Source organism: Veillonella parvula (assembly GCF_902810435.1).
Taxonomy (GTDB): domain Bacteria; phylum Bacillota; class Negativicutes; order Veillonellales; family Veillonellaceae; genus Veillonella.
Genome location: NZ_LR778174.1, coordinates 725,634 through 750,031 on the forward strand (window position 1 = coordinate 725,634; position 24,398 = coordinate 750,031).

19 protein-coding genes and 1 tRNA gene are annotated in these 24,398 nt (G+C 38.4%); all 20 read left to right on the top strand.

The window, feature by feature from the left end:
* The first annotated feature begins 25 nt into the window (after positions 1 to 25).
* A tRNA-Lys gene (locus FNLLGLLA_RS03180) sits at positions 26 to 101 on the top strand.
* 282 nt (positions 102 to 383) lie between these two features.
* Complete coding sequence (locus FNLLGLLA_RS03185; RefSeq protein ID WP_105086682.1) at positions 384 to 1,325, top strand: Dyp-type peroxidase; 942 nt, start codon at positions 384 to 386, stop codon at positions 1,323 to 1,325.
* A 182-nt stretch (positions 1,326 to 1,507) separates the two neighbouring features.
* Entirely contained in the window at positions 1,508 to 3,007 is a 1,500-nt protein-coding gene (gene thrC / locus FNLLGLLA_RS03190) for a threonine synthase (RefSeq protein WP_156696986.1), read from the top strand.
* Positions 3,008 to 3,219: 212 nt separating this feature from the next.
* Positions 3,220 to 4,107: a DMT family transporter gene (locus tag FNLLGLLA_RS03195; RefSeq protein WP_155086052.1), complete on the top strand. Its 888-nt coding sequence runs from the start codon at positions 3,220 to 3,222 to the stop codon at positions 4,105 to 4,107.
* 172 nt (positions 4,108 to 4,279) lie between these two features.
* On the top strand, positions 4,280 to 5,947 hold the full coding sequence (locus FNLLGLLA_RS03200; RefSeq protein WP_174892253.1) for an ATP-dependent nuclease: 1,668 nt from the start codon (positions 4,280 to 4,282) through the stop codon (positions 5,945 to 5,947).
* 284 nt (positions 5,948 to 6,231) lie between these two features.
* Positions 6,232 to 6,699 (top strand): large conductance mechanosensitive channel protein MscL, encoded by a 468-nt coding sequence (mscL, locus tag FNLLGLLA_RS03205; RefSeq protein WP_012864626.1) that lies wholly within the window; start codon positions 6,232 to 6,234, stop codon positions 6,697 to 6,699.
* A 123-nt stretch (positions 6,700 to 6,822) separates the two neighbouring features.
* Positions 6,823 to 7,872 (top strand): 2-hydroxyacid dehydrogenase, encoded by a 1,050-nt coding sequence (locus tag FNLLGLLA_RS03210; RefSeq protein WP_077708594.1) that lies wholly within the window; start codon positions 6,823 to 6,825, stop codon positions 7,870 to 7,872.
* 82 nt (positions 7,873 to 7,954) lie between these two features.
* Positions 7,955 to 9,643 carry a glutamine--tRNA ligase/YqeY domain fusion protein gene (locus FNLLGLLA_RS03215; RefSeq protein ID WP_156697644.1) on the top strand — a complete coding sequence of 563 codons (1,689 nt, stop codon included), beginning with the start codon at positions 7,955 to 7,957 and terminating at the stop codon, positions 9,641 to 9,643.
* Between the two features lie 37 nt (positions 9,644 to 9,680).
* On the top strand, positions 9,681 to 10,313 hold the full coding sequence (locus FNLLGLLA_RS03220) for a hypothetical protein (protein ID WP_077708592.1): 633 nt from the start codon (positions 9,681 to 9,683) through the stop codon (positions 10,311 to 10,313).
* 104 nt (positions 10,314 to 10,417) lie between these two features.
* Positions 10,418 to 11,005, top strand: a complete 588-nt coding sequence (locus FNLLGLLA_RS03225; RefSeq protein ID WP_008714331.1) for a DUF3793 family protein — start codon at positions 10,418 to 10,420, stop codon at positions 11,003 to 11,005.
* A 10-nt stretch (positions 11,006 to 11,015) separates the two neighbouring features.
* Positions 11,016 to 11,435: a flavodoxin gene (locus FNLLGLLA_RS03230; protein ID WP_004696544.1), complete on the top strand. Its 420-nt coding sequence runs from the start codon at positions 11,016 to 11,018 to the stop codon at positions 11,433 to 11,435.
* Between the two features lie 398 nt (positions 11,436 to 11,833).
* Positions 11,834 to 12,466, top strand: a complete 633-nt coding sequence (locus FNLLGLLA_RS03235; protein ID WP_004698662.1) for a helix-turn-helix transcriptional regulator — start codon at positions 11,834 to 11,836, stop codon at positions 12,464 to 12,466.
* Between the two features lie 9 nt (positions 12,467 to 12,475).
* Positions 12,476 to 13,687 (top strand): diaminopropionate ammonia-lyase, encoded by a 1,212-nt coding sequence (gene dpaL / locus FNLLGLLA_RS03240; RefSeq protein ID WP_174892254.1) that lies wholly within the window; start codon positions 12,476 to 12,478, stop codon positions 13,685 to 13,687.
* 12 nt (positions 13,688 to 13,699) lie between these two features.
* Positions 13,700 to 15,010, top strand: a complete 1,311-nt coding sequence (locus FNLLGLLA_RS03245) for a YgeY family selenium metabolism-linked hydrolase (RefSeq protein ID WP_004698551.1) — start codon at positions 13,700 to 13,702, stop codon at positions 15,008 to 15,010.
* A 152-nt stretch (positions 15,011 to 15,162) separates the two neighbouring features.
* Complete coding sequence (gene ygeW / locus FNLLGLLA_RS03250) at positions 15,163 to 16,356, top strand: knotted carbamoyltransferase YgeW (protein ID WP_004698646.1); 1,194 nt, start codon at positions 15,163 to 15,165, stop codon at positions 16,354 to 16,356.
* Between the two features lie 68 nt (positions 16,357 to 16,424).
* Positions 16,425 to 17,360: a carbamate kinase gene (gene arcC / locus FNLLGLLA_RS03255; RefSeq protein WP_004696535.1), complete on the top strand. Its 936-nt coding sequence runs from the start codon at positions 16,425 to 16,427 to the stop codon at positions 17,358 to 17,360.
* A 54-nt stretch (positions 17,361 to 17,414) separates the two neighbouring features.
* On the top strand, positions 17,415 to 18,743 hold the full coding sequence (gene ssnA, locus FNLLGLLA_RS03260; RefSeq protein WP_077708590.1) for a putative aminohydrolase SsnA: 1,329 nt from the start codon (positions 17,415 to 17,417) through the stop codon (positions 18,741 to 18,743).
* 28 nt (positions 18,744 to 18,771) lie between these two features.
* The gene (locus FNLLGLLA_RS03265) at positions 18,772 to 20,463 is read left to right on the top strand and encodes a selenate reductase (protein ID WP_077708589.1); all 1,692 of its coding nucleotides are present in this window, start codon (positions 18,772 to 18,774) and stop codon (positions 20,461 to 20,463) included.
* Positions 20,460 to 21,809, top strand: coding sequence for a dihydropyrimidinase (hydA, locus tag FNLLGLLA_RS03270; RefSeq protein ID WP_077708588.1), 1,350 nt, complete (start codon positions 20,460 to 20,462; stop codon positions 21,807 to 21,809). Before FNLLGLLA_RS03265 ends, hydA begins: the two co-directional genes overlap by 4 nt.
* 17 nt (positions 21,810 to 21,826) lie before the next feature.
* Positions 21,827 to 24,376 carry a selenium-dependent xanthine dehydrogenase gene (xdh, locus tag FNLLGLLA_RS03275; RefSeq protein ID WP_004696528.1) on the top strand — a complete coding sequence of 850 codons (2,550 nt, stop codon included), beginning with the start codon at positions 21,827 to 21,829 and terminating at the stop codon, positions 24,374 to 24,376.
* Positions 24,377 to 24,398: the final 22 nt, after the last annotated feature.

Consider the following 24,398-nt stretch of genomic DNA (forward strand, 5'->3'; position numbering starts at 1 on the left):
ATAAGCATATAATTATTCATGTCATGGACCACTAGCTCAGCTGGCAGAGCACCTGACTCTTAATCAGGGTGTCCAGGGTTCGAACCCCTGGTGGTCCACCAGAGTAAAGAACTCACATTTTGTGTGAGTTCTTTTTTTGTGTAAATATTTTTCTTTTAGCTTTTTGCATATCTTTTTAGCCTTCATATAGTTATTTACATGGTTAAAATACGTTGTGGTTTAATCCTATTTTTCTCAAACGAGTAGTCATTGATTCAATTAAGTTTATAAACTTTAACATTAATGGAATATAGTATTGATACAATATAATATATTTTATAGACAGTAAAATTATAATAGCTTATGATGGTTGTATAATAGTTTTTCTCATTAGGAGGTACCAAATGGCAGTAGATGTTTCTAGAACACAAGATGTGTATAAAGATGCTGGCCAAAGTGTCAACTTCACCACTTTGTTGTTAAACCGTAAAGATCATGAGGCAGAGCTTGAAGTGATTCAAGATATGGCAGATCGTATTCAAGCCATTAAACGTTCTGTTAGTATTCGCGCTAATGGGGAAGGTTTGGGCATTGCCTTTGGCTTTAGCCGTAAGGCATGGGATTATTTGTTCCCTAATGCACCGGTACCAAAAGAGTTAGAAGACTTCCAAGGCATAAAAGGTGATAAACAAGATGTACCAGCTGTAGCAGCTGACTTATTTTTGCATGTCCGCTCTAATGATGAATCTGTTACGTATACTGTAGTAGATCAAATTATGGAGTTCTTACGCCCTATTACATCTGTTGTAGATGAAACCCATGGCTTCCACTACGAACAAGGTCGTGCGATTATTGATTTCGTTGATGGTACGGAAAACCCTGTTGGCCAAGAGGCTGTAGAGTGGGGCGTTATTGGTGATGAAGATCCTGAATTCACTAACGGCTCTTATGCATTTGCTCAAAAATATGAACATGATCTTGATGCATGGCGTGCACTTCCTACAGAAATGCAAGAAAAATTCATTGGTCGTCGTAAATTTAGCGATATTGAATTAGAGGATGATGAAAAAGATCCGGCAGCTCACAATGTAGTGGCTCAAGATAATCGTGATGATGAAGAACATAAGATCGTTCGTATGAATGTTCCATTTGCTCAACCTGGTCAAGGTGTCCGAGGTACATACTTTATAGGTTATGCTCGTTACTGGGATGTGACTAAAACTATGCTTACCAATATGTTTACACAAAATGATAAATTGCTTGATTATTCCAAGCCTATTACGGGCATGCTATTTTTTATTCCGTCTCTTGATATATTGGATGCTATTGCAGAAGGTGAATTATAAGGGATTTCTGATTGTTAGTGGAGACTAAACATTTATCTAATTAGTTAGTAATGTTTAGTTTTATCTATCAGATTAAAATTTATTATATAATTCTATAGAAAGCGCCCCAAGTGGGCGCTTTTATGCTATAATAAATCTATTAAACTCGTAAAAATCCATTGTAGTTATGAATGAGGTATTCCATGAATTATACTAGCACCCGAGGTACCGTTGTGGTAAATGAAACATATGCATTGTTGCACGGCTTAGCAGAGGATGGTGGTCTATATGTACCATCTTTATTTCCTACAAACTGCTTAACTTACAATGATGTGAAAGATAAAAATTACCAAGAAGTAGCAGCCGTTGTTTTAGCAAAGTTGTTTCCATGCTTTTCCGAAGCTCATTTAAATGAAATGATTAATTCTGCTTACTGCGATGCTAATTTCAGCACCCGCGATATTGCACCATTACACTCTTTATTGGAAAAGGTTTCCGTATTGGAACTATTCCATGGCCGCACACAAGCTTTCAAAGATATGGCATTATCCTTATTTCCATACCTTTTAGTAGCTGCTAAGGAGGCTGAGGGCGAGAAAAAAGAAGTACTTATCTTAACTGCTACCTCTGGTGATACTGGTAAGGCGGCTCTTGAGGGCTTCAAGGATGTACCGGGAACTCATATTCAAGTATTCTACCCGACTGATGGCGTTAGTCCTATGCAAGCGGAACAAATGCAAAAACAAGAAGGGGAGAATGTTAATGTTACGGCTATTCATGGCAATTTTGACGATGCTCAACAATTCTTGAAACGCCTCTTTGTTGATAAAGCGACTGCTGAAGAGGTTGCTGAAAAAGGGGTTATGTTCTCCAGTGCGAACTCTATCAATATTGGTCGTTTAGCTCCACAAGTAGTTTACTATGTAAATGCCTATGCTGAACTGGTTGCACAAGGTGCAATCCATGAAGACGAAGCTTTCAACGTTGTAGTTCCAACAGGTAACTTCGGTAATATCTTGGCTGCTTACTATGCTAAAAAAATGGGGATTCCTATCGGCAAATTGATTTGTGCATCTAATCAAAATAACGTACTTACTGACTTCTTTGAAAACGGTACCTACGATATGAACCGCCCATTCTATACGACGATTTCTCCATCTATGGATATTCTTGAATCCTCTAACTTTGAACGATTCTTATATTATATTTCTGGTGAAGATAGCGAACGTACAGTAGGATGGATGAAAGATCTTAAAACAACAGGCAAATTAACTGTTAATGAAGAAGAGTTCAAACGTGTTAAGACTGATTTTGCTGGTGCCTACGTTGATGATGAAGAAACAAAAGCAATCATTGAACAAGTATACAATTCTTACGGTTATGTAATGGATCCTCATACGGCGGTTGCTATGGGGGCGTATATGAAGGAGTTGGAGAAGCATCCTGAAGATGGCGCTCGTCATACAGTGATTGCATCTACAGCACATCCGTTTAAATTTCCTACACCAATCTGTGAGGCATTGGATATCAAGGTGGGCGAGACTCCTTATGAAAGCTTAGATAATATCTCTGCTGTAACGGGTGTTGCCTTCCCTAAACAATTGGAAGCCTTACAATCCAAACCATTGCGCTTTACAAAAGCAATCGACAAAGAGAATATGAAACAAGAAATCTTAGATTTTGTAGATACATTCTCTAAATAATACAATGCCGCCTTTCCTTAGAAGGGCGGCATATCTATATGTTTTTTATTGAGTAATCATTTTTTATTGATTAACCAATTAAATTCATTTTCTCATTAAATTAACATTCATCATATATGATATGGAATTTTGTTAGTATGTATTGATGTATTCATTATTTATAGAAATATGGGTTTATAATTATATAGAGAAATATAATTATAGGAGGGGCTATGGCTAAAAAGGGCCTTATATATGCACTGTTATCTGCACTTTTGTTTAGTACGATGAATGTATTCGTAAAACTGTTGGGGACGAATATTCCACCTGGGGAGATCGCTTTTGCCCGTGGGTTCTTTGGGACTGTTGCGGTGCTCATTATCATGTATGTGAAGGGAATCCGATTTTCAAAAGAGAATCGGGGGCTCCTCGTCATGCGTGGCCTATACGGCGGTTTTGGTATGGTATGTAATTTTATCGCTTTGGTACACATAAAATTATCTGATGCAACAATTCTATTTCAGACGACAGGAATATTTGTTTTTATCTTTAGTGCTCTGTTTCTGAAGGAATCGATACCTAAAGGGGCTGGCAAATGGCTCGGAGTCATTTTGATTGCTGTCTTAGTCATGGTGAACCCTTTTAGTTATGAATCATTTTCTTGGTATGCATTGGTGGCTATTTTAGGTGCTGCTCTAGCTGCAGCGGCCTATACGACGATACGAACTATTAGTAAACGCGGAAAACATAGTAATTTTGAAATCATGGCCTATTTCATGATTACTGGTATGATTGCGGGCCTCGTCACTACTGATAAGCTCGTTATGCCTCAAGGTACAGATTGGCTCATTATCTTCGCTATCGGTGGTATTAGTGTAGTGGCTCAGTTTTTCTTGACCGGAGCCTTTGTTACGACCAATGCTGTAGTGGCTCAATTCTTGCAATACGTTGGCGTATTTATTAGTTCCTTCTATGGGTTCTTAATCTTTGGTGAAAGCTTATCCATAGCAACAGTAGGGGCTGGTATTGCTATGTTTATATCCTCTGTCATGTTGGCGCGTCTTAAAGAACAGAGTGGTCCATTAAGAGAGGGCAAGGTTATAGAGGATAAAATTAAATAAATGTCGAATATATACAGTATCAGACTGTATATGACAGTGGGGGTGCTGATTACATTCGTGATTGGCACCTTTTTACATAAAAGATAAAATACAGGGGTATTAGTTAGTGATTTATTGTAATGAAATATACTAGAGCTTTTTCATTTTGAAAGTAGCTACAGACGGAGGAGCTATGTATATAAAATGGATGCATATTGAAAACTATAGGAACTTAGCGGATGTAACGTTGAGCTTTCACAATGATATTAATTATTTTGTTGGTGAGAATGCGGTGGGTAAGTCTAATTTTCTAGATCTCTTAGAAATTATCATGGAGTGCCATGGGTTCATTGAAAGTGATTTCACGGATGTAAACAAGCCTATCCGCATTGATTTTGAAATATCTTTAGGTGAGTTAAATTATAAAAGCATGTATACTGCTGATGAAGGCCCCACCTACCGTTTACGACTTGAACAAGTTGTACAAGAGGTATATCCACGATTATACAGAGTCACTGATGCAGGGATTGAACCTATGGCGTTATCTATGATTCGTCATGCCTTATATGTGTGTCATCGCGATACATCAGAGCAAGAGCTATTTTCTATACCCTCTGCTGTATATGTTGAATTAGGACATCTCTTACAAGCTTATGTATCTCGATTAGAAATGGCGACTGATGATTTGCAGCGTGAAATTGTGAGTTTACGCAAGGATTTAGATCCCTATTGTATGCTCAATATTCAACACCTTATAGAGGTGTTGTCTACATCTTCTGCTATAGAACGCAAGTATTCTGCTGATAATGTGCGTTTAATAATGGCTGTGGCTCTTAAAATTTTAGCTCAAATTTATATGAAGGTGAGTAGTGCGACTACAAATCTAGAAGCTTTACTTGTATATGATGGAAAGGGTCGCAAGTTTTTACCAATCTTTATCAGTGTGGATGAGCCAGAGCTACATTTAAGCCCTTATTTGCAACGCGCTGTGCTCAATTATTACCGCCAAATTGCAACTAATGAAAATGAAGAGTTTTTAGCGTTGTTGCGAGATGTATTTAAAATTGATGGATTGTTAGGACAACTTTTTGTAGTTACACATAGTACAGATGCGCTTGTTGATGATTATCGTCATATTATTCGGCTTTATCGGGATGAAAATAATATGGTCTGTGCAGCGTGTGGAGTTACTTTCAATTTCCCTAAAGAGGTAGAGAAACACTTGATTATGCATTTTCCTGAGGCAAAAGAGGCTCTATACGCTCGGTGTATTATCATCGTAGAAGGGGAGACGGAGTATGGTAGCTTTACAGGCTTTGTTAAAAAATTAGGCGTGGACTTTGATTATTTTGGCATCTGTCTTATCAACGCTCGGGGCGAATCCTCTATCAGTAAATTGCAAAAATTGTTTAATAGATTCTCTATTCCTACAGTAGCTCTCTATGATCGCGATGTAGAGGGAAAATATGCAAAAGCACATAGCAATATATTCTATACGGAGGAAATTTGTTTTGAAATGGATTTTGTATCGTATCTACTTGCGATGCACAAGCGTTCCATAATGGATGCCATCATCAAGGACATTATTGATGACGCTCGTCCAATGGTAACAAAGGATATGGCGCGGCGTGGTTATGCTAAATTAGGTATTACTAAAAGCCAAATTGTACAACGTTGTTTACCGAATTTTTCGGATCGTAAGTTGGATGATTTACATATCTATTACTTCTCTTGGTTCTATGCCAATAAAGGGGTAATTGTAGGGCGACGTATTAGTCAATTTTTAGATACTTCTATGATACCACCTGCATTTATTGCAGTAATAGAGCGTGCTAAACTTCTTTCGCTAGGTTTAGGTTAATGGAGTAATACATTACTACTTCTAATTAATAGAGTCTGACCAAAGTTTGGTTAGACTCTATTTTTTCGAAGGTAACATAGCGTTTTAGAGTGTAGGCATAGGAAATATGGTGTAAAAAATACGCATAATAAGCGATTTATTACAATAATAGATAGAATTATGAAAAAATATATTAACTAAATTTTAAAAACTACATCGAAATTTCTTGACATCTTTTTATCTTTATTTTATGATTAGTACTGTTATTAATGCATTCTCAATTAAACGTATCTAGGAGTATGAAAATGAAAGACTTTTTAAATGACTTTAAAGCATTTGCTTTCAAAGGCAATATGATGGACCTAGCTATTGGTATGATTATTGGTGCTGCTTTCACAGCATTGGTTAATTCTGTTGTAAACAACCTATTCATGCCTGTTCTCAGTGTATTCACAGGTGGTATTGATTTTAGTAATTTGTACTTGCCATTGAGCACAGGTTCTAAAGATGCATTCATGGCTGGTGCTGATATTGCTACAGCTCGTGCAGCTGGATCTGTATTGCCATATGGTACATTTATTACTGATTTGATTCAATTCTTGATTTTGGCATTTGTTGTATTCTTGATGGTTCGTGGTTTGGCTAAAATGATGAAATCTGCGAAAGAAGAGGAAGTTGCAGAAGCACCTGCAACGAAAGAATGTCAATTCTGTAAATCTGAAATCAATATCAATGCAGTTAAATGCCCTAACTGTACTGCAGATTTGAACTAGTTCAAATTTAAATTATACATAAAAGGAGTGAGGTTTTGACCTTACTCCTTTTTGTTGTATTACGTTAGCTTTCTAGTATAAAATATAATTATAATATATAGAATTTTTTAGGGAGGGATATACATGGAAAAGAAACCTCTAGTAGTAGTAAATGGACTGGTTCGCAAAGATGCGATTGCATATTTAAAAGAGCATGTAGATGTGCGCCAATGGACTGAAAAAACAGTGATGCCTCGTGAGGTACTGAAGGAATGGCTCATTGATGCGGATGGTTTGTGGTGTGTACGACCTTTAGATGTAGATGGTGATCTTGTAAAGAATGCGCCAAATTTAAAGGTTATAGCACAAGCGGCCGTAGGTTATGATAATGTAAATATTGATGAACTAACAGCGGCAGGTATTCCTTATGGCAATACGCCAGGTGTTCTCAATGAAACGGTAGCAGAACTTGCATTTACGTTGATTGCTACGGCTAGTCGTCGTATTATAGAAAATGCTAACTTTGTAAAAGACGGTCGTTGGGCTCAAAGACCTTCTAACATTAAAGGTTTTGATTTAAGTCGTCGCACTCTTGGTATCATTGGCATGGGAGCTATCGGCGTATCCATTTCTCGTCGTGCCCGTGCGTTTGGTATGACTGTTGTGTATCATAATCGTAATCAACGTTTGGATGATAAGATTCATAAGACTACTTATATGGAGTTAGATGATTTATTAGCCATTAGTGATGTAGTATGCGTTATGGCTCCATTGACAGATGAAACATATCATATGTGTGATGAAGCGTTTTTCAAGAAGATGAAGAATACAGCTTTATTTGTTAATGTTGGTCGTGGACCTATCGTAGATACTGATGCACTTATCAATGCTCTTAAAACGGGTGAAATCGATTATGCTGCCCTCGATGTAACGGATCCAGAACCATTACCAGCGGATCATCCATTGTTAGATGTAGAAAACTGCCTTATTGTACCACATATTGGCTCTTACACAGATAGAACTCGTTATGACATGTCTATTTTGACAGCGGATAATATTATTGCCGGCGTTCATAAGAAACCTTTAAAAACATGTGTAAATGAAGAAGTAAATTATAAGAAACCTCAAATGGATGTAGAGTCTGCGCTAGAAGAGCTTAAAAAGGCTGGCGTTGATTTAACTGATTTCGACTAAAAGTGGAAGACATTAAAAGATATGCGGTTTTATACAAAATATGGTAAAATAAAAGAATATTTTTCCTATGGAGGTAAGAACGTTGGAACATAAAGACATTGAAAAAGATGTAGCTCCTGAAGAAGTTGTATCTGTTAACTTTATTGAAGCTATTATCAACAAAGATAACGAAACTGGCAAATACGGTGGCCGTGTATTGACTCGCTTTCCACCAGAACCAAATGGTTACTTGCATATTGGACATGCTAAATCTATTTGCCTCAACTTTGGTATTGGTAAACAATACAATGGCTTAACAAATCTTCGCTTTGATGATACAAATCCTGTAAAAGAAGATGTCGAATATGTAAACTCCATCATGGAAGACGTTAAATGGCTTGGATTTGATTGGAATGAACAACCACGCTATGCATCTGATTATTTTGACCAAATGTATGAGTATGCTAAGAAATTAATCACCCTTGGCAAGGCTTATGTAGATGATCAAACTGCAGATGAAATTAAACAAAATCGCGGCGATTTCTCTACTCCTGGTGTCAATAGTTCATACCGTGAGCGTAGTGTAGAAGAAAACTTGGCACTCTTCGAAGAAATGAAGGCTGGCAAGTATAAAGATGGGGAAAAGGTATTGCGTGCAAAAATCGATATGGCGCATCCTAATATCGTAATGCGTGATCCTGTTATTTATCGTATTGTAAATACAGAGCATCATAATACGGGTAATGAGTGGAAAATTTACCCTATGTATGATTTTGCCCATCCTATTGAAGATGCTATTGAACGCATTACGCATTCTATTTGTACATTGGAATTTGAAGTTCACCGGCCATTATATGATTGGGTGTTAGAGGAATGGGATGATACTGAAATTCCACAACAAATTGAGTTTGCTCGCTTGAATGTAACTAAAATGGTTATGTCCAAACGTAAATTGCGTGCTCTTGTTGAAGCTGGACTTGTATCTGGTTGGGATGATCCTCGTATGCCGACAATCTCAGGTTTACGCCGCCGTGGTTATACACCGGAATCTATTCGTGATTTCTGTGAGCGCATTGGTGTAGCGAAGGCGGATAGCGTTGTAGATATTGCTTTGCTTGAGTTCTGTATTCGAGAGGACTTGAAACTTAAAGCTAAGCGTCCTATGGTTGTTGTGGATCCTGTAAAGGTTATTATTACAAATTATCCAGAAGGCAAAACAGAACTTTGTACAGTTGAAAATAATCCTGAAAATGAAGAACTTGGTAATCGTGAAGTTGTATTTGGCCGTGAAATCTATATCGAACGCAGTGACTTTATGGAAGAACCAGTTAAGAAATTTTTCCGCTTAGCACCAGGCAAAGAAGTACGCTTGAAAGGAGCTTACTTCATTACATGCACTGATGTTATTAAAGATGAAAATGGTAATATTACAGAAATTCACTGTACATATGATCCTGAAACTAAGAGCGGTAGCGGTTGTACACGTAAGGTTAAGGGCACATTACATTGGGTTGAAGCGTCTACTGCAGTAGATATTGAATCCCGCTTGTACGATTACTTGCTAAAAGAAGATTCTGATGGTAAGGACTTCTTAGGTGATTTTAATCATGAGTCTTTACAAGTATTCAAGAGTAAAGGGGAAGCATGCCTTGCTACAACTGTACCAGGGGATCATTTCCAATTCTTGCGTCAAGGTTACTTTGTTACTGATAAAGACAGTACTTCAGACCATATTGTAGTGAACCGTATTGTTGGTTTACGCGATAGTTGGGCTAAGGCACAAAAAAAATAGCATAACGCATTATATTAATGCTTTCATGAGGAGAAAAATGAAAAAAATAGTACTACTTGCTACGGTAGCGGCTGTGTTGGTATCTATGCCTGCTATGGGTTCCGCAGCGAACATTAAGTCCATTTTAAATAGAAGTCAAACTGTAACATATCAAGGTGTTAAATTGCCTGAAGGCGTTACTATGTATCAAAATAATCCTAAAGCGTTGTTTGCTGGGGAGGGCAAAAAAGATATTAAGTCCGTACTTCTTGAGGCGGGCGCGTCTTCTGCAGATGTATATACATTAAATATTAAAAACGAGAATGAAATGCAATATGCTGTTTATGCTAATGTTGTGTTAGGAAAACAATTATCTAGTCGTATGAGTGAAGCAAAGCATATGAATACAGATTCTTCATCTCTTGGAGCATTAGCAGCTGCTATTAACAATGGCGATAGCCCTGTACTTGGTACTTTCACGGTAATAAATCCATTAGCAAAACAAGGCAATGCCTATAAAGGCACATTGAAATATAAAAGTATAGCTAATAATAATTCTTATAATGAGATATTACATATTAGTATTTCTGAAGATAAATATACAGGACCAAATGCTCATTTAATTGCTGTTGACGAAGCTAATGATAGTGTTGTATTCCCTAAAGTTAAAGGTTTATTACATACCAAATAATTAATAATTATTGAAAATATATATCAATTATTCTTGACAATTTTTCTCATCAAGAGTACTATGAGCCTATAGGAATTATTCTCATTAGAGGAAATTCTAACGATGTGCAACAGGCAGGTACTATTATGATGAATTCAATTGACCATATCATTGGATATCATTGTGCACCGGCAATTCGAGGTATTAAGCTATCGAACTTGGTTTCTATTCCACGGGACATGAATGAACAAATCCAATTTGTATTGATAGAGTATAATAAAGCGTTCAATGAAAAAGGATTGTTCTTCTTTGAATTATGTCGTTGTAAAGCGCGAAGACTATTATTGGTATTCCGTGAGAAGCAATTAAGAGACTATGTACGGCAACCTGCGGTGATGTTATTTTTGAAAGCCTACGGTTATCATGATCGAATGAGCATTATGGAGATGCTCGAACATCTTAGATATCGTATGGAAGTAAGCATTGAGTTTCCACATGAAATCGGCATTTTTCTAGGTTACCCATTAAAGGATGTGAAATGTTTTATTTCTTATCGTGGTGGGGGATACCGAATGTGCGGAGAGTGGAAGGTTTACCATGATGTGGTAAATGCGCAACGCTCTTTCTTGTGTTACAAAGCATGTCGTGAATTTTGTCAAACTCAATTGATGTTGGGAAAAACATTTAGTTCATTGGTCGCAAGAACGGCCTAGGAGGTACAAGATGATTGGTGTAATTTTTTGGTCCGGTACAGGCAATACAGAACGCATGGCTTATGAAGTAGCTGAAGGTATTAAAGCTGCAGGTCAAGAAGTTGAAGTAAAATCCGTTTCTGAAGTATCTGTTGATGAAGCAGCCGCTTATGAAAAATTAGCTCTTGGCTGTGCTGATATGGGTGCAGAACAATTAGAAGAAGGCGAATTTGAACCATTCTACACTGAACTAGAAGGCAAGTTGAGTGGTAAAAAAATAGCGATCTTTGGCTCCTATGGTTGGGGTGGTACTTGGTTGGAAGACTGGGGCACTCGAATTAAAGATGCTGGTGGCGAATTAGTGGCTGATGGCGTAGCAATCTTGGGCGAACCTGATGATGATGGTAATGCACAATGCCAAGAATTAGGTAAAACATTAGCAAACGCTTAATTTGATTTTAATTACTAACATAAATACTAATAGTTAATAATAAAAGGTTGTAATGACGATAATTCGTTATTACAGCCTTTTTTGTATGTACTTATGATTGATATGATGGAGCAAAGGTCATTAAAAATTTTGATATCGATAAGTAAATGTGATGAAAATCATAATGTTTATTTATCTTTATCTCTATTTGTGTATATAAGCGCATAATTATAAATAACTTTAATACATAATTATATTGCGTTTTTGTACACATAGTCCTATAATTTAGTTAAAGAACCTAACAAAAATTTAGGTTGATACAAAAATAGTTAGGGTTAATTTTATATTAGCTATTAACCGGGCTAGCGTAATTTAAACGGGAAAGGTTAATCTATGACATTGAAAGAGGGGTTATTTCAATGAGTACATTAGAGCGAATAAAAGTCATAGCCCATGGATTAGCGGTACAATTTGGACCATCCTGTGAAGTATTGATTCATGATTTACAAGGGGATATTAATTCTTCTCTTGTATATATTGAGAATGGAACTATAACTAATAGACATGTTGGTGATGGCCCATCGCATGTGGTTTTAGATGTGCTGAGTCATGACGATGGTAGCGAGGGCAGATTTGGTTATCTCACAAAGACTAAAGATGGTCGAATATTAAAATCTTCTACCATGTATATTCGTGATGATACAGGTCGTATAGCATACTTGTTGGGGATTAACCAAGATATAACAGAGTTTGTTATGATGCATCGACTTTTGGATAGTTTGGTCAATACAGGTCAGGAAGATGCAGGATCTGTTGAAAAAATTACGACGAGTGTATCGGAACTATTAGATGATTTATTACTAGACGTAGAGCGTTTAGTTGGTAAACCAGGACCATTGATGAATAAGGTGGAACGCTTAAAAGCTATTACCTATTTAAACGAAAAAGGGGCTTTTCTTATCTCGAAGTCTTCTGAGAAGATAGCAGAGTATTTTAATATTTCTAAGTTTACTCTTTATAGTGATTTAAATACTGTAAAGGAAGAATCCTAGGAGGCAAATATGGAACGAATTCAGTGGAAACGTAATACAATGGCACCATCAAGTGACAAGTTTTTGTCCGTTATGGATATTAGAGAGGTTAAGAAAGCTAAAGCGTTTCATGAAAGTTTTCCACAATATAGCGTTACTCCACTTGTATCGCTTAAGAATTTAGCGTCTTATATCGGTGTTGATGCACTCTTTGTAAAAGATGAATCCTACCGATTTGGCCTTAATGCATTTAAGGTATTAGGCGGCTCCTATGCGATGGCAAAATATGTGGCGCAACAAACTGGTAAAGCTGTTGAGGATGTACCATATGATGTATTAACATCAGCAAAATTAAAAGAAGAGTTTGGTCAAGCTACATTCTTTACTGCCACTGATGGTAACCACGGTCGAGGTGTAGCATGGGCAGCCAATAAATTAGGTCAAAAATCTGTAGTATTTATGCCAAAGGGCTCTACAGAATATCGTAGAAAACAAATCGAAAACGAAGGCGCTACTGTAACAATCGAAGACTTCAACTACGATGAGTGTGTACGCTTAGCAACTAAAAAGTCTAAAGAAGTTCCTAATGGTGTTGTAGTTCAAGATACTGCCTGGGAAGGTTATGAAGAAATTCCAAACTGGATTATGCAAGGCTATGGCACAATGGCTATGGAAACAGCCAATCAATTAGAAGCTGATAATTGTAAAGTTCCTACTCATGTATTTGTACAAGCTGGTGTAGGTTCCCTTGCCGGTTCTGTAGTGGGTTACTTCACTAATCTATACAGCAATGTGGCTAAAAAACCTAAATTAATTGTTGTAGAAGCGGCAGCTGCAGCTTGTTTATACAAAGGTGCTGTAGCTGATGATGGTAAACCTCGTATCGTAGAGGGTGATTTAGAAACAATCATGGCAGGCTTAGCTTGTGGTGAACCGAACACAGTTTCTTGGGATATTTTGAGAAATCATGCAGATGTATTCGTTTCTGCGCCTGACTGGGTGGCACGTTTAGGCATGCGCGTTGGTGGTGCACCAATTAAAGGTGATACTCCAATTACTACTGGTGAGTCTGGTGCAGTTCCATTAGGCCTTGTAATGGCACTTATGACGATGCCGGAATATGAAGATTTACGGAAAGAGTTAGAACTAGATGCGTCTTCAAAGGTACTCTGTTTCTCCACTGAAGGTGATACGGATCCTGAAAGATATAAAAATATTATGTGGTATGGTGAAGATCGTTAGGAGGCATTAATTATGGATTTACAAGCAATTAAACAAGCAGCGGCAACTTATGGCCCAGCGATGACAAAATTTTTACGTGAGATCGTAGCATTCCCAGGTGAAAGTGCTGAAGAAAAAGATCATGTAAAACGTATAGAACAAGAGATGAAAGACCTAGGATTTGATGAAGTTGAAGTAGATCCTATGGGGAATATTCTTGGATATATGGGTACAGGGAAAACCCTCATTGCCTTTGATGGACATATTGATACAGTTGGTATTGGCAATCGTGACAATTGGGATTTTGATCCATATGATGGTTTCGAAGACGAAACTAAAATTGGTGGCCGTGGCGTATCTGACCAATTGGGTGGTATCGTATCCGCTGTATACGGCGCTAAGATTATGAAAGATTTAGGACTTCTAAGTGATAAATATCGTGTACTTGTTGTAGGCACCGTACAAGAAGAGGACTGCGATGGCCTTTGCTGGGAATACATGATTAAGGAACGCAATATCCGTCCTGAATTTGTAGTATCTACAGAACCAACCGATGGCGGTATCTATCGTGGGCAACGTGGTCGCATGGAAATTCGTGTAGATGTACAAGGCGTATCTTGCCATGGTTCTGCTCCTGAACGCGGTGATAACGCAATTTATAAAATGGCAGATATACTTCAAGACATCCGTGAATTGAATGCTAACTCTGCTGATGAAAGCACAAAAATTAAGGGCCTTGTTAAAATGCTTGATCCAAAATTCAACCCTGACCACTATGAAGAAGCTCGCTTCTTAGGTCGCGGTACAGTAACTACTTCCCAAATTTTCTATACTTCTCCAAGCCGTTGTGCAGTAGCTGACTCCTGCGCTATTTCCTTGGACCGTCGTATGACTGCTGGTGAAACTTGGCAAAGTTGCTTGGCAGAAATCGAAGAATTACCACATGTTAAAGAATATGGTGCGAAAGTATCCATGTACGAATACGCTCGTCCATCTTGGACTGGTTTGACATATCCAATCGAATGTTACTTCCCAACTTGGGTAATTCCTAAAGATCATAAAGTAACAGAAGCTTTGGAAGAAGCATACACTAGCTTATATGGCAACGAACGTATTGGTGCAGAAGATACAGTTGAAATGCGTAAAGCTCGCCCATTAACTGATAAATGGACATTCTCCACAAATGGTGTATCTATCATGGGTCGTAATGGTATTCCTTGCATCGGCTTCGGTCCTGGCGCAGAAGCACAAGCACATGCTCCTAACGAAATTACATGGAAACAAGATCTTGTAACATGTGCCGCTGTATATGCATTGTTACCATCCGTATACTGCAAAGACTAATATCACATATATTGAATTAGATCTATTTTAACGAAAATAACTGAAAATAGTTGATATTAAGAATTTCATATGGTACCTCAACATTTGATGAGGCATCGTATAAAGTTAGATCCTAAGTAGCCCTTTAGGGAATTGAAAGAGAGGACTTACAGATGACAGACTTCAATAAAAGTATTGAAACACTACAAGGCTTAGATGTTAGTAAAATGTACGGCGAAGATTTCTTCCTAACTTGGGAAAAATCTGATGACGAATTAAAAGGTGTTTGGGCAGTAGCTGATGCATTGCGTGCTCTTAGAGAACGCAATATCTCCACTAAAGTATTTGACAGCGGTCTTGGCATTTCTTTATTCCGCGATAACTCTACAAGAACTCGTTTCTCTTTTGCTTCCGCTTGTAATTTGCTAGGCCTTGAAGTTCAAGATTTAGATGAAGGCAAATCTCAAATCGCTCACGGTGAAACAGTTCGTGAAACAGCTAATATGATTTCCTTTATGGCAGATGTTATCGGTATTCGTGATGATATGTATATCGGTAAAGGTAATGCTTATATGCATCAAGTATCCGATGCAGTTAAAGAAGGTCACGAAGATGGTGTACTAGAGCAACGCCCAACACTTGTAAACCTACAATGTGATATTGACCATCCTACACAAATCATGGCTGATACAGCTCATATCATCAAAGAATTCGGCGGTGTAGAAAACCTTAAAGGCAAAAAGATTGCTATGACTTGGGCATACTCCCCATCTTATGGTAAACCTTTATCCGTACCTCAAGGTGCTATTGGTTTATTTACTCGTCTCGGTATGGAAGTTGTATTAGCACATCCAGAAGGGTATGAAGTAATGCCGGAAGTTGAAGAAATCGCTAAGAAACAAGCTGAAGCTAGCGGCGGTTCATTCCGTAGAACTAACGACATGAAGGATGCTTTCAAAGATGCAGACATCGTATATCCTAAGAGCTGGGCTCCATTCGGTGCAATGGAAAAACGTACAAAACTGTATGGTGAAAATGATCATGAAGGTATTAAAGCATTAGAAAAAGTTCTTCTTGAAGAAAATGGTAAACATAAAGATTGGGCATGTACGGAAGAGATGATGAGTCTCACAAAGGACGGCAAAGCTCTTTACTTACATTGCTTACCAGCAGATATTACAGGTGTAAGTTGTGAAGAAGGCGAAGTAGATGCAACAGTATTTGATCGCTACCGCATACCTCTTTATAAGGAAGCAAGCTACAAACCATATGTTATTGCAGCTATGATTTTCCTTAGCAAATTTAAAAATCCTGTAGAAACCTTAAAAGAATTAGAACGGAAGGGAACCGAACGAGTTCAACCGTAAAGTAAAGTTTAGGGGCCATCCGTATTGATGGCTCCTTTTATTCTTAATAGTTTGTTATGAGGCATAACATGAAAAAGAGAGTTGTAGTAGCACTGGGGGGGAATGCATTAGGCAATTCCTTACCAGAACAGAAAATTGCAGTAAAAAGTACAGCTAAAACGATTATTGATTTAGTAGAAGCTGATTGTGACGTAGTGGTAACACATGGTAATGGACCTCAAATTGGTATGATCAACAATGCGATGGCTGCATTGACTCGTGAAGTAGAAGGTCAACCAAACACTCCATTATCTGTATGTGTAGCAATGAGCCAAGCTTATATTGGTTATGACTTACAAAATGCTCTTCACGAAGAGCTCTTAAATCGTGGTATAAAAGATTTGCCAACAATGACTATGGTTACACAAGTACTTGTTGATCAAAATGACCCAGCTTTTCAAAATCCTACAAAACCAATTGGACACTTTATGACTCAGGAAGAAGCTGAATACGCAGAAAAGAATTACGATTATGTGGTAAAAGAAGATGCGGGACGTGGTTATCGTCGTGTGGTGGCATCTCCAGCACCAAAAGAAATTATTGAACTAGAAGCAATTAAAGGTTTAGTAGGTAAACAATTAATTGTTGCTTGTGGCGGGGGAGGTATCCCAGTAACTAAAGAAGGTAATGAACTTCATGGTGCAGCTGCTGTTATTGATAAAGATTGGACTAGTAGTTTATTGGCCCAAGAAATTGATGCTGATGTTCTCGTTATTTTAACAGCTGTTGAAAAGGTTGCCATTAACTTTGGTAAAGAAAATGAAAAATGGCTTGATGAAATAACCGTTACACAAGCTAAAGAATATGTATCAGCTGGTGAGTTTGCAGAAGGCTCGATGAAACCAAAGGTAGAAGCCGCTATAGCATTTGCAGAATCTAAAAAAGGCCGTGTTTCAATTATCACATTATTAGAGAAATCTAAAGATGGTATAGCAGGAAAAACAGGAACACGTATCGTATTATAATAATATATAAGTTTATAAGTATGCATTTCAACGAATCGTTGAGGAGGTGCCCACATGATTATATTAGGAAAAGGTACTGTTATTACTCGCGACGCTGATAGACCTATCATTTATGATGGTGCTGTTGCTATCGACGGGACTCAAATTGTTGATATTGGTATATATGATGAATTATGTAAAACGTATGTAAATGCAGAAATCATTGATGCTCATGGTGGCCTAATTATGCCAGGTTTCATTAATGCACATCACCATATTTATTCCGCTCTTGCACGAGGTTTATCATTGCCAGGTCCGGCACCGACTAACTTCGGTGAAATCTTGGAAGGACTTTGGTTCTACTTAGATAATAAATTGACCGCTCCTGATGTAAAAGCAAGTGCATTACTTACGTATTTAGGCTGTATCGAAAATGGTGTAACTACTATTTTTGACCATCACGCAAGTTATGGTGAAGTTCCTAACAGCTTATCCATCATTGCAGATGTAGCTAAGCAATTTGGCGTTCGCTCTTGCTTGTGCTACGAAGTGTCTGACCGTAACGGTGTTGATCAGATGAAAGCCGCTGTTGCAGAAAACGTACGCTTTGGTAAAGAAGCCAAGCAAGATTCATCTAGACTTGCTGCTATGATGGGCTTGCATGCATCTTTCACACTAAGCTCTGATACATTAGACTATGTGAAAGCTCACAATGAAGATCAATTAGGTTATCATGTTCATGTTGCAGAAGGGCCTGAAGATGTGGCCGATAGTAAAGAAAAGTATGGCATGACACCTGTTAGACGCCTCGTAGAGGCAGGTATTTTAGGCCCTAAGAGCATCGCTGGTCACTGTGTACACGTAACTGACGAAGATGTGGCATTATTGAAAAAATCTCAAGCTAAGGTCGTACATAACCCAGAAAGTAACATGGGTAATGCAGTAGGCACGACAGATATCTTAAAACTATTAGATGCAGGGATCACTGTTGGGCTTGGCACAGATGGTTATACAAATGATATGCTCGAATCTTATAAAGTAGCGAATTGTCTCGTGAAACATGAGCAACATAAACCATATGTAGGCTGGGGCGAAGTACCTCATATGCTATTTGAAAACAACCGCAAAATGGCTAATGAATTCTTCGATACTACGGTAGGCATCCTTAAAAAAGGTGCCGCAGCTGACGTAATTGTTCTTGATTACGCAGCACCAACACCACTTGATGAAAACAACATCAATGGTCACTTACTATTCGGTGCTAATGGTATGTATGTGGTAACAACTATTAGTGATGGTGTACCACGCATGATTGATCGTAAATTACAAGGCATTGATAAAGCTGAAGTAATGGACGAAGTTTTAGCAACATCTAAAGGTTTATGGAAACGACTAAACCCATAACGCAAACGCTTTAAAGGAGTGTGACATTATGAGTGACATTATGTATCCGGTAAGTTTCGGAAATTTGATGAACCACATTATGACTGAGTACAAGATGTACAATCGTATTTACAATGTAAATAAAATTCATCGTACGAATCATGATCAACGCTTATCTATCTTTGGTAAATCTATTGAAAATCCTGTAGGTCCAGCAGCTGGCCCTAATACACAGTTGGCACAAAACATTGTGGCATCTTATGTAGCTGGTGCTCGTTGCATCGAATTAAAAACCGTACAAATTATGTATGGTGAAGAACTAGGTATTCCTAGACCTTGTATCTACTCTGTAGACGAAGCCTACAACGTAGAGTGGTCTTCTGAATATAGCTGTGATGAAGCTGCTGATGAATACATCAAAGCTTGGTTCGCATTGAAATTAATCTCTAAAGAATTAGATTTAGGGGATCCAGATGGCTTCTTATTCATCATGAGTGTTGGCTACAACTTGGCTGGTATCAAGAGCCCTATGGTTGATAAATTCATTAACACAATGCGCAGTGCATCTCAATCCCAAATGTGGGATACTTGTAAACAATGGTGTCTTGACCATGTAGATGAATTTGAGCATATTGATGCTGATTATATCAACTCTATTAGTGATGAACTTTGCCAAGCAATTACATTGTCCACAATGCACGGTTGCCCAGCAGAAGAAATCGAATCCATTTGTTCGTACCTTATCAGTGAAAAAGGTCTTCACCTATACTTAAAATGCAACCCTACATTGTTAGGTCCAAAACGCATTAGAGAATTATTGGATAACGCTGGTTTTGAGTACATTGACTTTGAAGATCATCAATTTGAAGTTGACCTTCAATTCGATAAAGCTGTTCCAATGTTAGAGCGTCTTATCGCTCTTGGTGAAAAACACAATAAGATTTTCGGTGTTAAATTGACAAATACATTCCCTGTACAAATTCACAACAATGAATTGCCAGGCGAGCAAATGTATATGTCTGGTAAATCCTTGTTACCTGTAACAATTGGTGTAGCTGAGCTCTTAAGTGCTCAATTCGGCGAACGTTTACCTATGTCTTATAGCGGTGGTGCTGTAAAACAAAATATCAAAGCTATCTTTGATTGTGGTATTTGGCCTGTAACAGTATGTACAATTCTTCTACAAGGTGAAGGTTACAATACTTTCAAAGGCTTAGCAGACGAAGTAGAATCTACTGATTACAATGCTGCTTTAAAAGTTCATAAAGAACTTATCGCTGAACTTGCTAAAGATATCGCTGAGAACAAAATTTTCAAAAAGAGCGATGCTATGAAGAAAAAACGTGAAGCAATGCCATCTTTCCCAGGTACACGTAGCTCTGACTACCACTGCCGCGTAGTTTGTGGCGCTTGTGTTCGCGTATGTCCTAATAGATGTAATGAAGTCGTTACTGTAAATGATGCTAAATTGATCGTCCATGTTGATCAAAGCTGTAATGAGTGTGGTAACTGTGCATGTCATTGCGTAGAACCTTGTCAACCATACAAGGATCGCATTACATTCTTCCACAATGCTGAAGCTTTAGCAGATAGTACAAATGATGGTTTCTACATCAAAGGCACTAGCTGTGGTTATCGCTTCAAAGGTGAAGAAGCCGTATGTGACATTGATGCATTACCTAAAGAATTGAAAGGAGTTGTACATGCCTTCTGTAAAGAGCATGTGTACTATGTATCATGATTATCATACAACAAGGGGAATTGGTCTTAGCTGATCGAATCCTTACCGGAGATTTATTAATTGATGGCGACAAAATTGTCGCCATCGATGAACACGTTCCTGTTCCAGAAGGGGCTAAAGTAATTGATGCAAAAGGTTGCTACGTATTCCCAGGATTTATAGATCCTCATACGCACTTTCAAATGACCAATACTTTAGCATCGACTGCGGATGATTTTGATAGTGGTACGAAGGCTGCTATACTTGGTGGGACTACTTCAATCATCAATTTTGCTTCTCCCGAGGATGGCTCCCTTTGTAAAGGTTTAGAAGTTCACAAGGAGCGTGCCGCAGGGCGCTGCTCCTGTGACTACAAATTCCATATGGAGCTTGTAGAAATGAATGAAGAGGTATCTCATGAAATACCAAAGGTTGTAGAAGCTGGTGTATCGTCCTTTAAAGTGTACTTAGCGTATGGCTTCCGTTTAACAGATCGAGAAATTTATGATGCTATTGAAGCTATAAAACCAACGGGTGCGCTTGTAGGGGCTCACTGTGAAAACGGTGATCTTATCGATGCCTTTGTAGCAGATAAACGTAAACGTGGTGAATTAGATGTAGACAATCATCCACTCACAAGACCGGCCATGATTGAATCGGAAGCGATTAAGCGATTTAGTACAATTGGTGCTGCATTAGAGTATCCCGTGCATATTGTGCATGTAAGTTCTAAAGAAGGCGTAGATGAAGTTCTACGTGAGCGGGCATTAGGACATCAAGTGACTTGTGAAACATGTCCACAGTATTTGGTGCTTGATGAATCACGATATAAATTACCTGATTTTGAAGGGGTTAAATTTGTGATGAGTCCTCCACTTAGAACGATACAAGACCAAATGGCATTGAAGCATGCACTAGTAAATGGTGTATTCCAAACCATTGGTTCCGACCATTGTAGCTTTACCTTTAATGATCAAAAATTAAAGAGTCGGTATGACTTTACCCGAATTCCTGGAGGTATTCCTGGAGCCGAAGAACGGGGCATCATTGCTTATGATGTGTTGGTTAACCAATGCAATATGAGTGCTGTAGATTTTATGAAATTAGTTAGTGAAAACCCAGCAAAGCTATATGGCATGTATCCCAAGAAGGGTACATTAGCTGTAGGTAGTGATGGGGATATAACAATTGTAGATAAGCATATAGAACATATGCTTTCAAAAGAGTCCGCCCATACAAAGGCTGACTATATACCTTACGAAGGAATATCTGTAACTGGCAAGGTTCGAGATGTTATCCTTAGAGGTCACCATGTGGTACAAGATGGATCCTTAACAGAATCGTATCTTGGTGAATGTATTCCTTAATGAGAGGAGGGCTATATATGTACCGCTTTCAAGTGAATGGCACCCAATATGAGGTTCAAGAGGATCAACGTTTAATTGATTTCTTGCGAGCTGATTTAAAGTTGACGGGCACTAAAGAAGGTTGTAGTGCTGGTGCATGTGGTACGTGTACAGTAATTATAGACGGAAAAAAAGCAAAGGCTTGTGTAAGCAAACTATCTCAATTAGACGGTAAATCAATTGTCACGATTGAAGGTTTATCTGAACGAGAAAAAGCAGTATACACCTATGCTTTTGGTGAATGCGGAGCGGTGCAGTGTGGTTTCTGTATACCAGGTATGATTATTAGTGCAAAAGTATTGATTGACGAAAATAATGACCCTACACCTGACGATGTTAAAAAGGCGATATTAGGTAATATTTGCCGTTGTACAGGCTATGTAAAAATTGAAGAGGGCATTATGCTAGCTGCAAAAATGTTCCGTGAGAACTTACCAGTTCCAGAAAAGGATACAAATGGTAATGTAGGCGCTCGTTTACACCGTGTAGATGCTGAGGAAAAAGCATTAGGTACTGGACAATACTCTGATGATATCTATATGGATGGCATGATTTATGCCAAAGCATTGCGTTCTAAATACCCACGAGCTAGAGTTGATCGTGTTGATGTGTCTAAAGCTCTTGAACATCCAGCATGTGTAACGGCATTGACTGCTAAGGATGTACCATTCAATAAGACTGGTCATTTAGTACCGGATTGGGATGTACTTATCGCCGAAGGTGATATTACACGTTATGTAGGCGATGCAATTGCACTTGTTGCAACTACAGAAAAGAAATACTTAGACGAAGTATTGGCTCTAGTTGAAGTTGATTATACTGAATTAGAACCCGTACTAGATCCATTGGAAGCACTAAAACCAGATGCTCCTCAGTTACATCCAGAGGGAAATGTATTATCTCGTCAAACATTATCTCGTGGCGATGTAGATAAGGCTATTGCAGAGGCTGCTTTTGTAGTAACAAATCATTATTCCACACCTCAAACCGACCATGCATTTATGGAACCAGAATGTGCCGTTGCATATCGTGAGGGTGATGAAATTCATCTGCATTCAGGTAGCCAAAATGTTTATGATGATCGTCGTGAAGTTGCTCGTATGCTTGGTATTCCGAATGAGGCTGTAAAGGTTCATAGCATGCTCGTAGGTGGTGGCTTTGGTGGTAAAGAAGATATGACCGTACAACATCATGCATCACTCGTAGCTTGGCTTACAGGAAAACCAACTAAGGTACTTTTCTCCCGTCAAGAAAGTCTCAATATTCATACTAAACGTCATGCGATGGAAATGGATATTACAACAGCTTGTGATGCGGAAGGTAATTTGGTAGCAAGTAAGGTAAATATCGTTTCTAATTGTGGCGCGTATGCATCTTTAGGTGGTCCTGTACTTCAACGTGCTGGTACTCATTCTTGTGGCCCTTATCACTTTGATAATTTTGCCTTTGATGGTGTATGTGTTTATACAAATACTGTTCCTGGTGGTGCATTCCGTGGGTTTGGCGTAACACAAACTATCTTTGGTCAAGAGCAAAATATTGATGAATTAGCTGCGTTGGTAGGCATGGATCCTTGGGAATTCCGCTACAAAAATGTTGTACGCCCTGGTGACTCATTACCAAACGGCCAAATTTGTTCCAAAGAAACCGCTTTAGTAGAATGTTTGGAAGCTGTAAAAGATGCATATTATGCCTCTGATCGTACTGGCCTTGCGGTATGTTTGAAAAATAGTGGTATTGGTGTAGGACTACCTGATACGGGTCGCGTTATTTTAGAAGTACGTGATGGTAAAGTTCGTATTCGTACGGGTGCCGCTTGTATTGGTCAAGGCATGGCTACTATGGCAACACAAGTACTTTGTGAAACGACAGGCTTAACGGCGGATAAAGTATTTGTAGAACGACCTGATACAGTACGTACACCAGATTCTGGTACAACTACTGCATCTCGCCAAACGCTCTTTACCGGTGAAGCAACGCGTAAAGCAAGTCTTCGCTTAAAAGAAATGTTAGATACTAAAACATTAGAAGAACTGAATGGCGTAGAGATTTATGAAGAGTTTCTCGGTGAAACAGATCCATTTAATTCTGATAAATCGCATCCAAAAAATCACGTTGCCTATGGTTATGGTGCATGTGTAGCAACAATTGGTGAAGACAATAAGGTTGCTAATTTACATGTAGCATACGATGTAGGTCGTGTAGTGAACCCTCAATCCTGTACAGGTCAGGCCGAAGGTGGTGCCATTATGGGAATGGGGTATGCCGTTACAGAAGACTTCCCTTATAAAGAAGGGTATGTAACATCTAAATACGGTACGCTAGGACTTCTTAGAGCTACCCAATGTCCTCCAATTCATGTAAGTCTTATCGAAAAAGGGACACCAGAACAATATGCATACGGTGCTAAAGGTATTGGCGAAATCTCTAGCATTCCGATTGCACCGGCTATTGCAAATGCGTATCGTCGTATCGACGGAGAACCACGTAGGTCCTTGCCGATTAAACATACAGGTTATAAAAAATAGAATATTTGCTTAATGGTAGGGG

What these genes read in the sequence shown, in the direction of transcription:
- hydA (WP_077708588.1), top strand. Translation starts at nt 20,460, where the DNA reads ATGATTATCATACAACAAGGGGAATTGGTCTTAGCTGATCGAATCCTT.
- FNLLGLLA_RS03235 (WP_004698662.1), top strand. Translation starts at nt 11,834, where the DNA reads ATGAGTACATTAGAGCGAATAAAAGTCATAGCCCATGGATTAGCGGTA.
- FNLLGLLA_RS03200 (WP_174892253.1), top strand. Translation starts at nt 4,280, where the DNA reads ATGTATATAAAATGGATGCATATTGAAAACTATAGGAACTTAGCGGAT.
- thrC (WP_156696986.1), top strand. Translation starts at nt 1,508, where the DNA reads ATGAATTATACTAGCACCCGAGGTACCGTTGTGGTAAATGAAACATAT.
- FNLLGLLA_RS03230 (WP_004696544.1), top strand. Translation starts at nt 11,016, where the DNA reads ATGATTGGTGTAATTTTTTGGTCCGGTACAGGCAATACAGAACGCATG.
- dpaL (WP_174892254.1), top strand. Translation starts at nt 12,476, where the DNA reads ATGGAACGAATTCAGTGGAAACGTAATACAATGGCACCATCAAGTGAC.
- FNLLGLLA_RS03245 (WP_004698551.1), top strand. Translation starts at nt 13,700, where the DNA reads ATGGATTTACAAGCAATTAAACAAGCAGCGGCAACTTATGGCCCAGCG.
- FNLLGLLA_RS03185 (WP_105086682.1), top strand. Translation starts at nt 384, where the DNA reads ATGGCAGTAGATGTTTCTAGAACACAAGATGTGTATAAAGATGCTGGC.
- FNLLGLLA_RS03265 (WP_077708589.1), top strand. Translation starts at nt 18,772, where the DNA reads ATGAGTGACATTATGTATCCGGTAAGTTTCGGAAATTTGATGAACCAC.
- FNLLGLLA_RS03210 (WP_077708594.1), top strand. Translation starts at nt 6,823, where the DNA reads ATGGAAAAGAAACCTCTAGTAGTAGTAAATGGACTGGTTCGCAAAGAT.
- ygeW (WP_004698646.1), top strand. Translation starts at nt 15,163, where the DNA reads ATGACAGACTTCAATAAAAGTATTGAAACACTACAAGGCTTAGATGTT.
- mscL (WP_012864626.1), top strand. Translation starts at nt 6,232, where the DNA reads ATGAAAGACTTTTTAAATGACTTTAAAGCATTTGCTTTCAAAGGCAAT.
- FNLLGLLA_RS03220 (WP_077708592.1), top strand. Translation starts at nt 9,681, where the DNA reads ATGAAAAAAATAGTACTACTTGCTACGGTAGCGGCTGTGTTGGTATCT.
- arcC (WP_004696535.1), top strand. Translation starts at nt 16,425, where the DNA reads ATGAAAAAGAGAGTTGTAGTAGCACTGGGGGGGAATGCATTAGGCAAT.
- FNLLGLLA_RS03195 (WP_155086052.1), top strand. Translation starts at nt 3,220, where the DNA reads ATGGCTAAAAAGGGCCTTATATATGCACTGTTATCTGCACTTTTGTTT.
- ssnA (WP_077708590.1), top strand. Translation starts at nt 17,415, where the DNA reads ATGATTATATTAGGAAAAGGTACTGTTATTACTCGCGACGCTGATAGA.
- xdh (WP_004696528.1), top strand. Translation starts at nt 21,827, where the DNA reads ATGTACCGCTTTCAAGTGAATGGCACCCAATATGAGGTTCAAGAGGAT.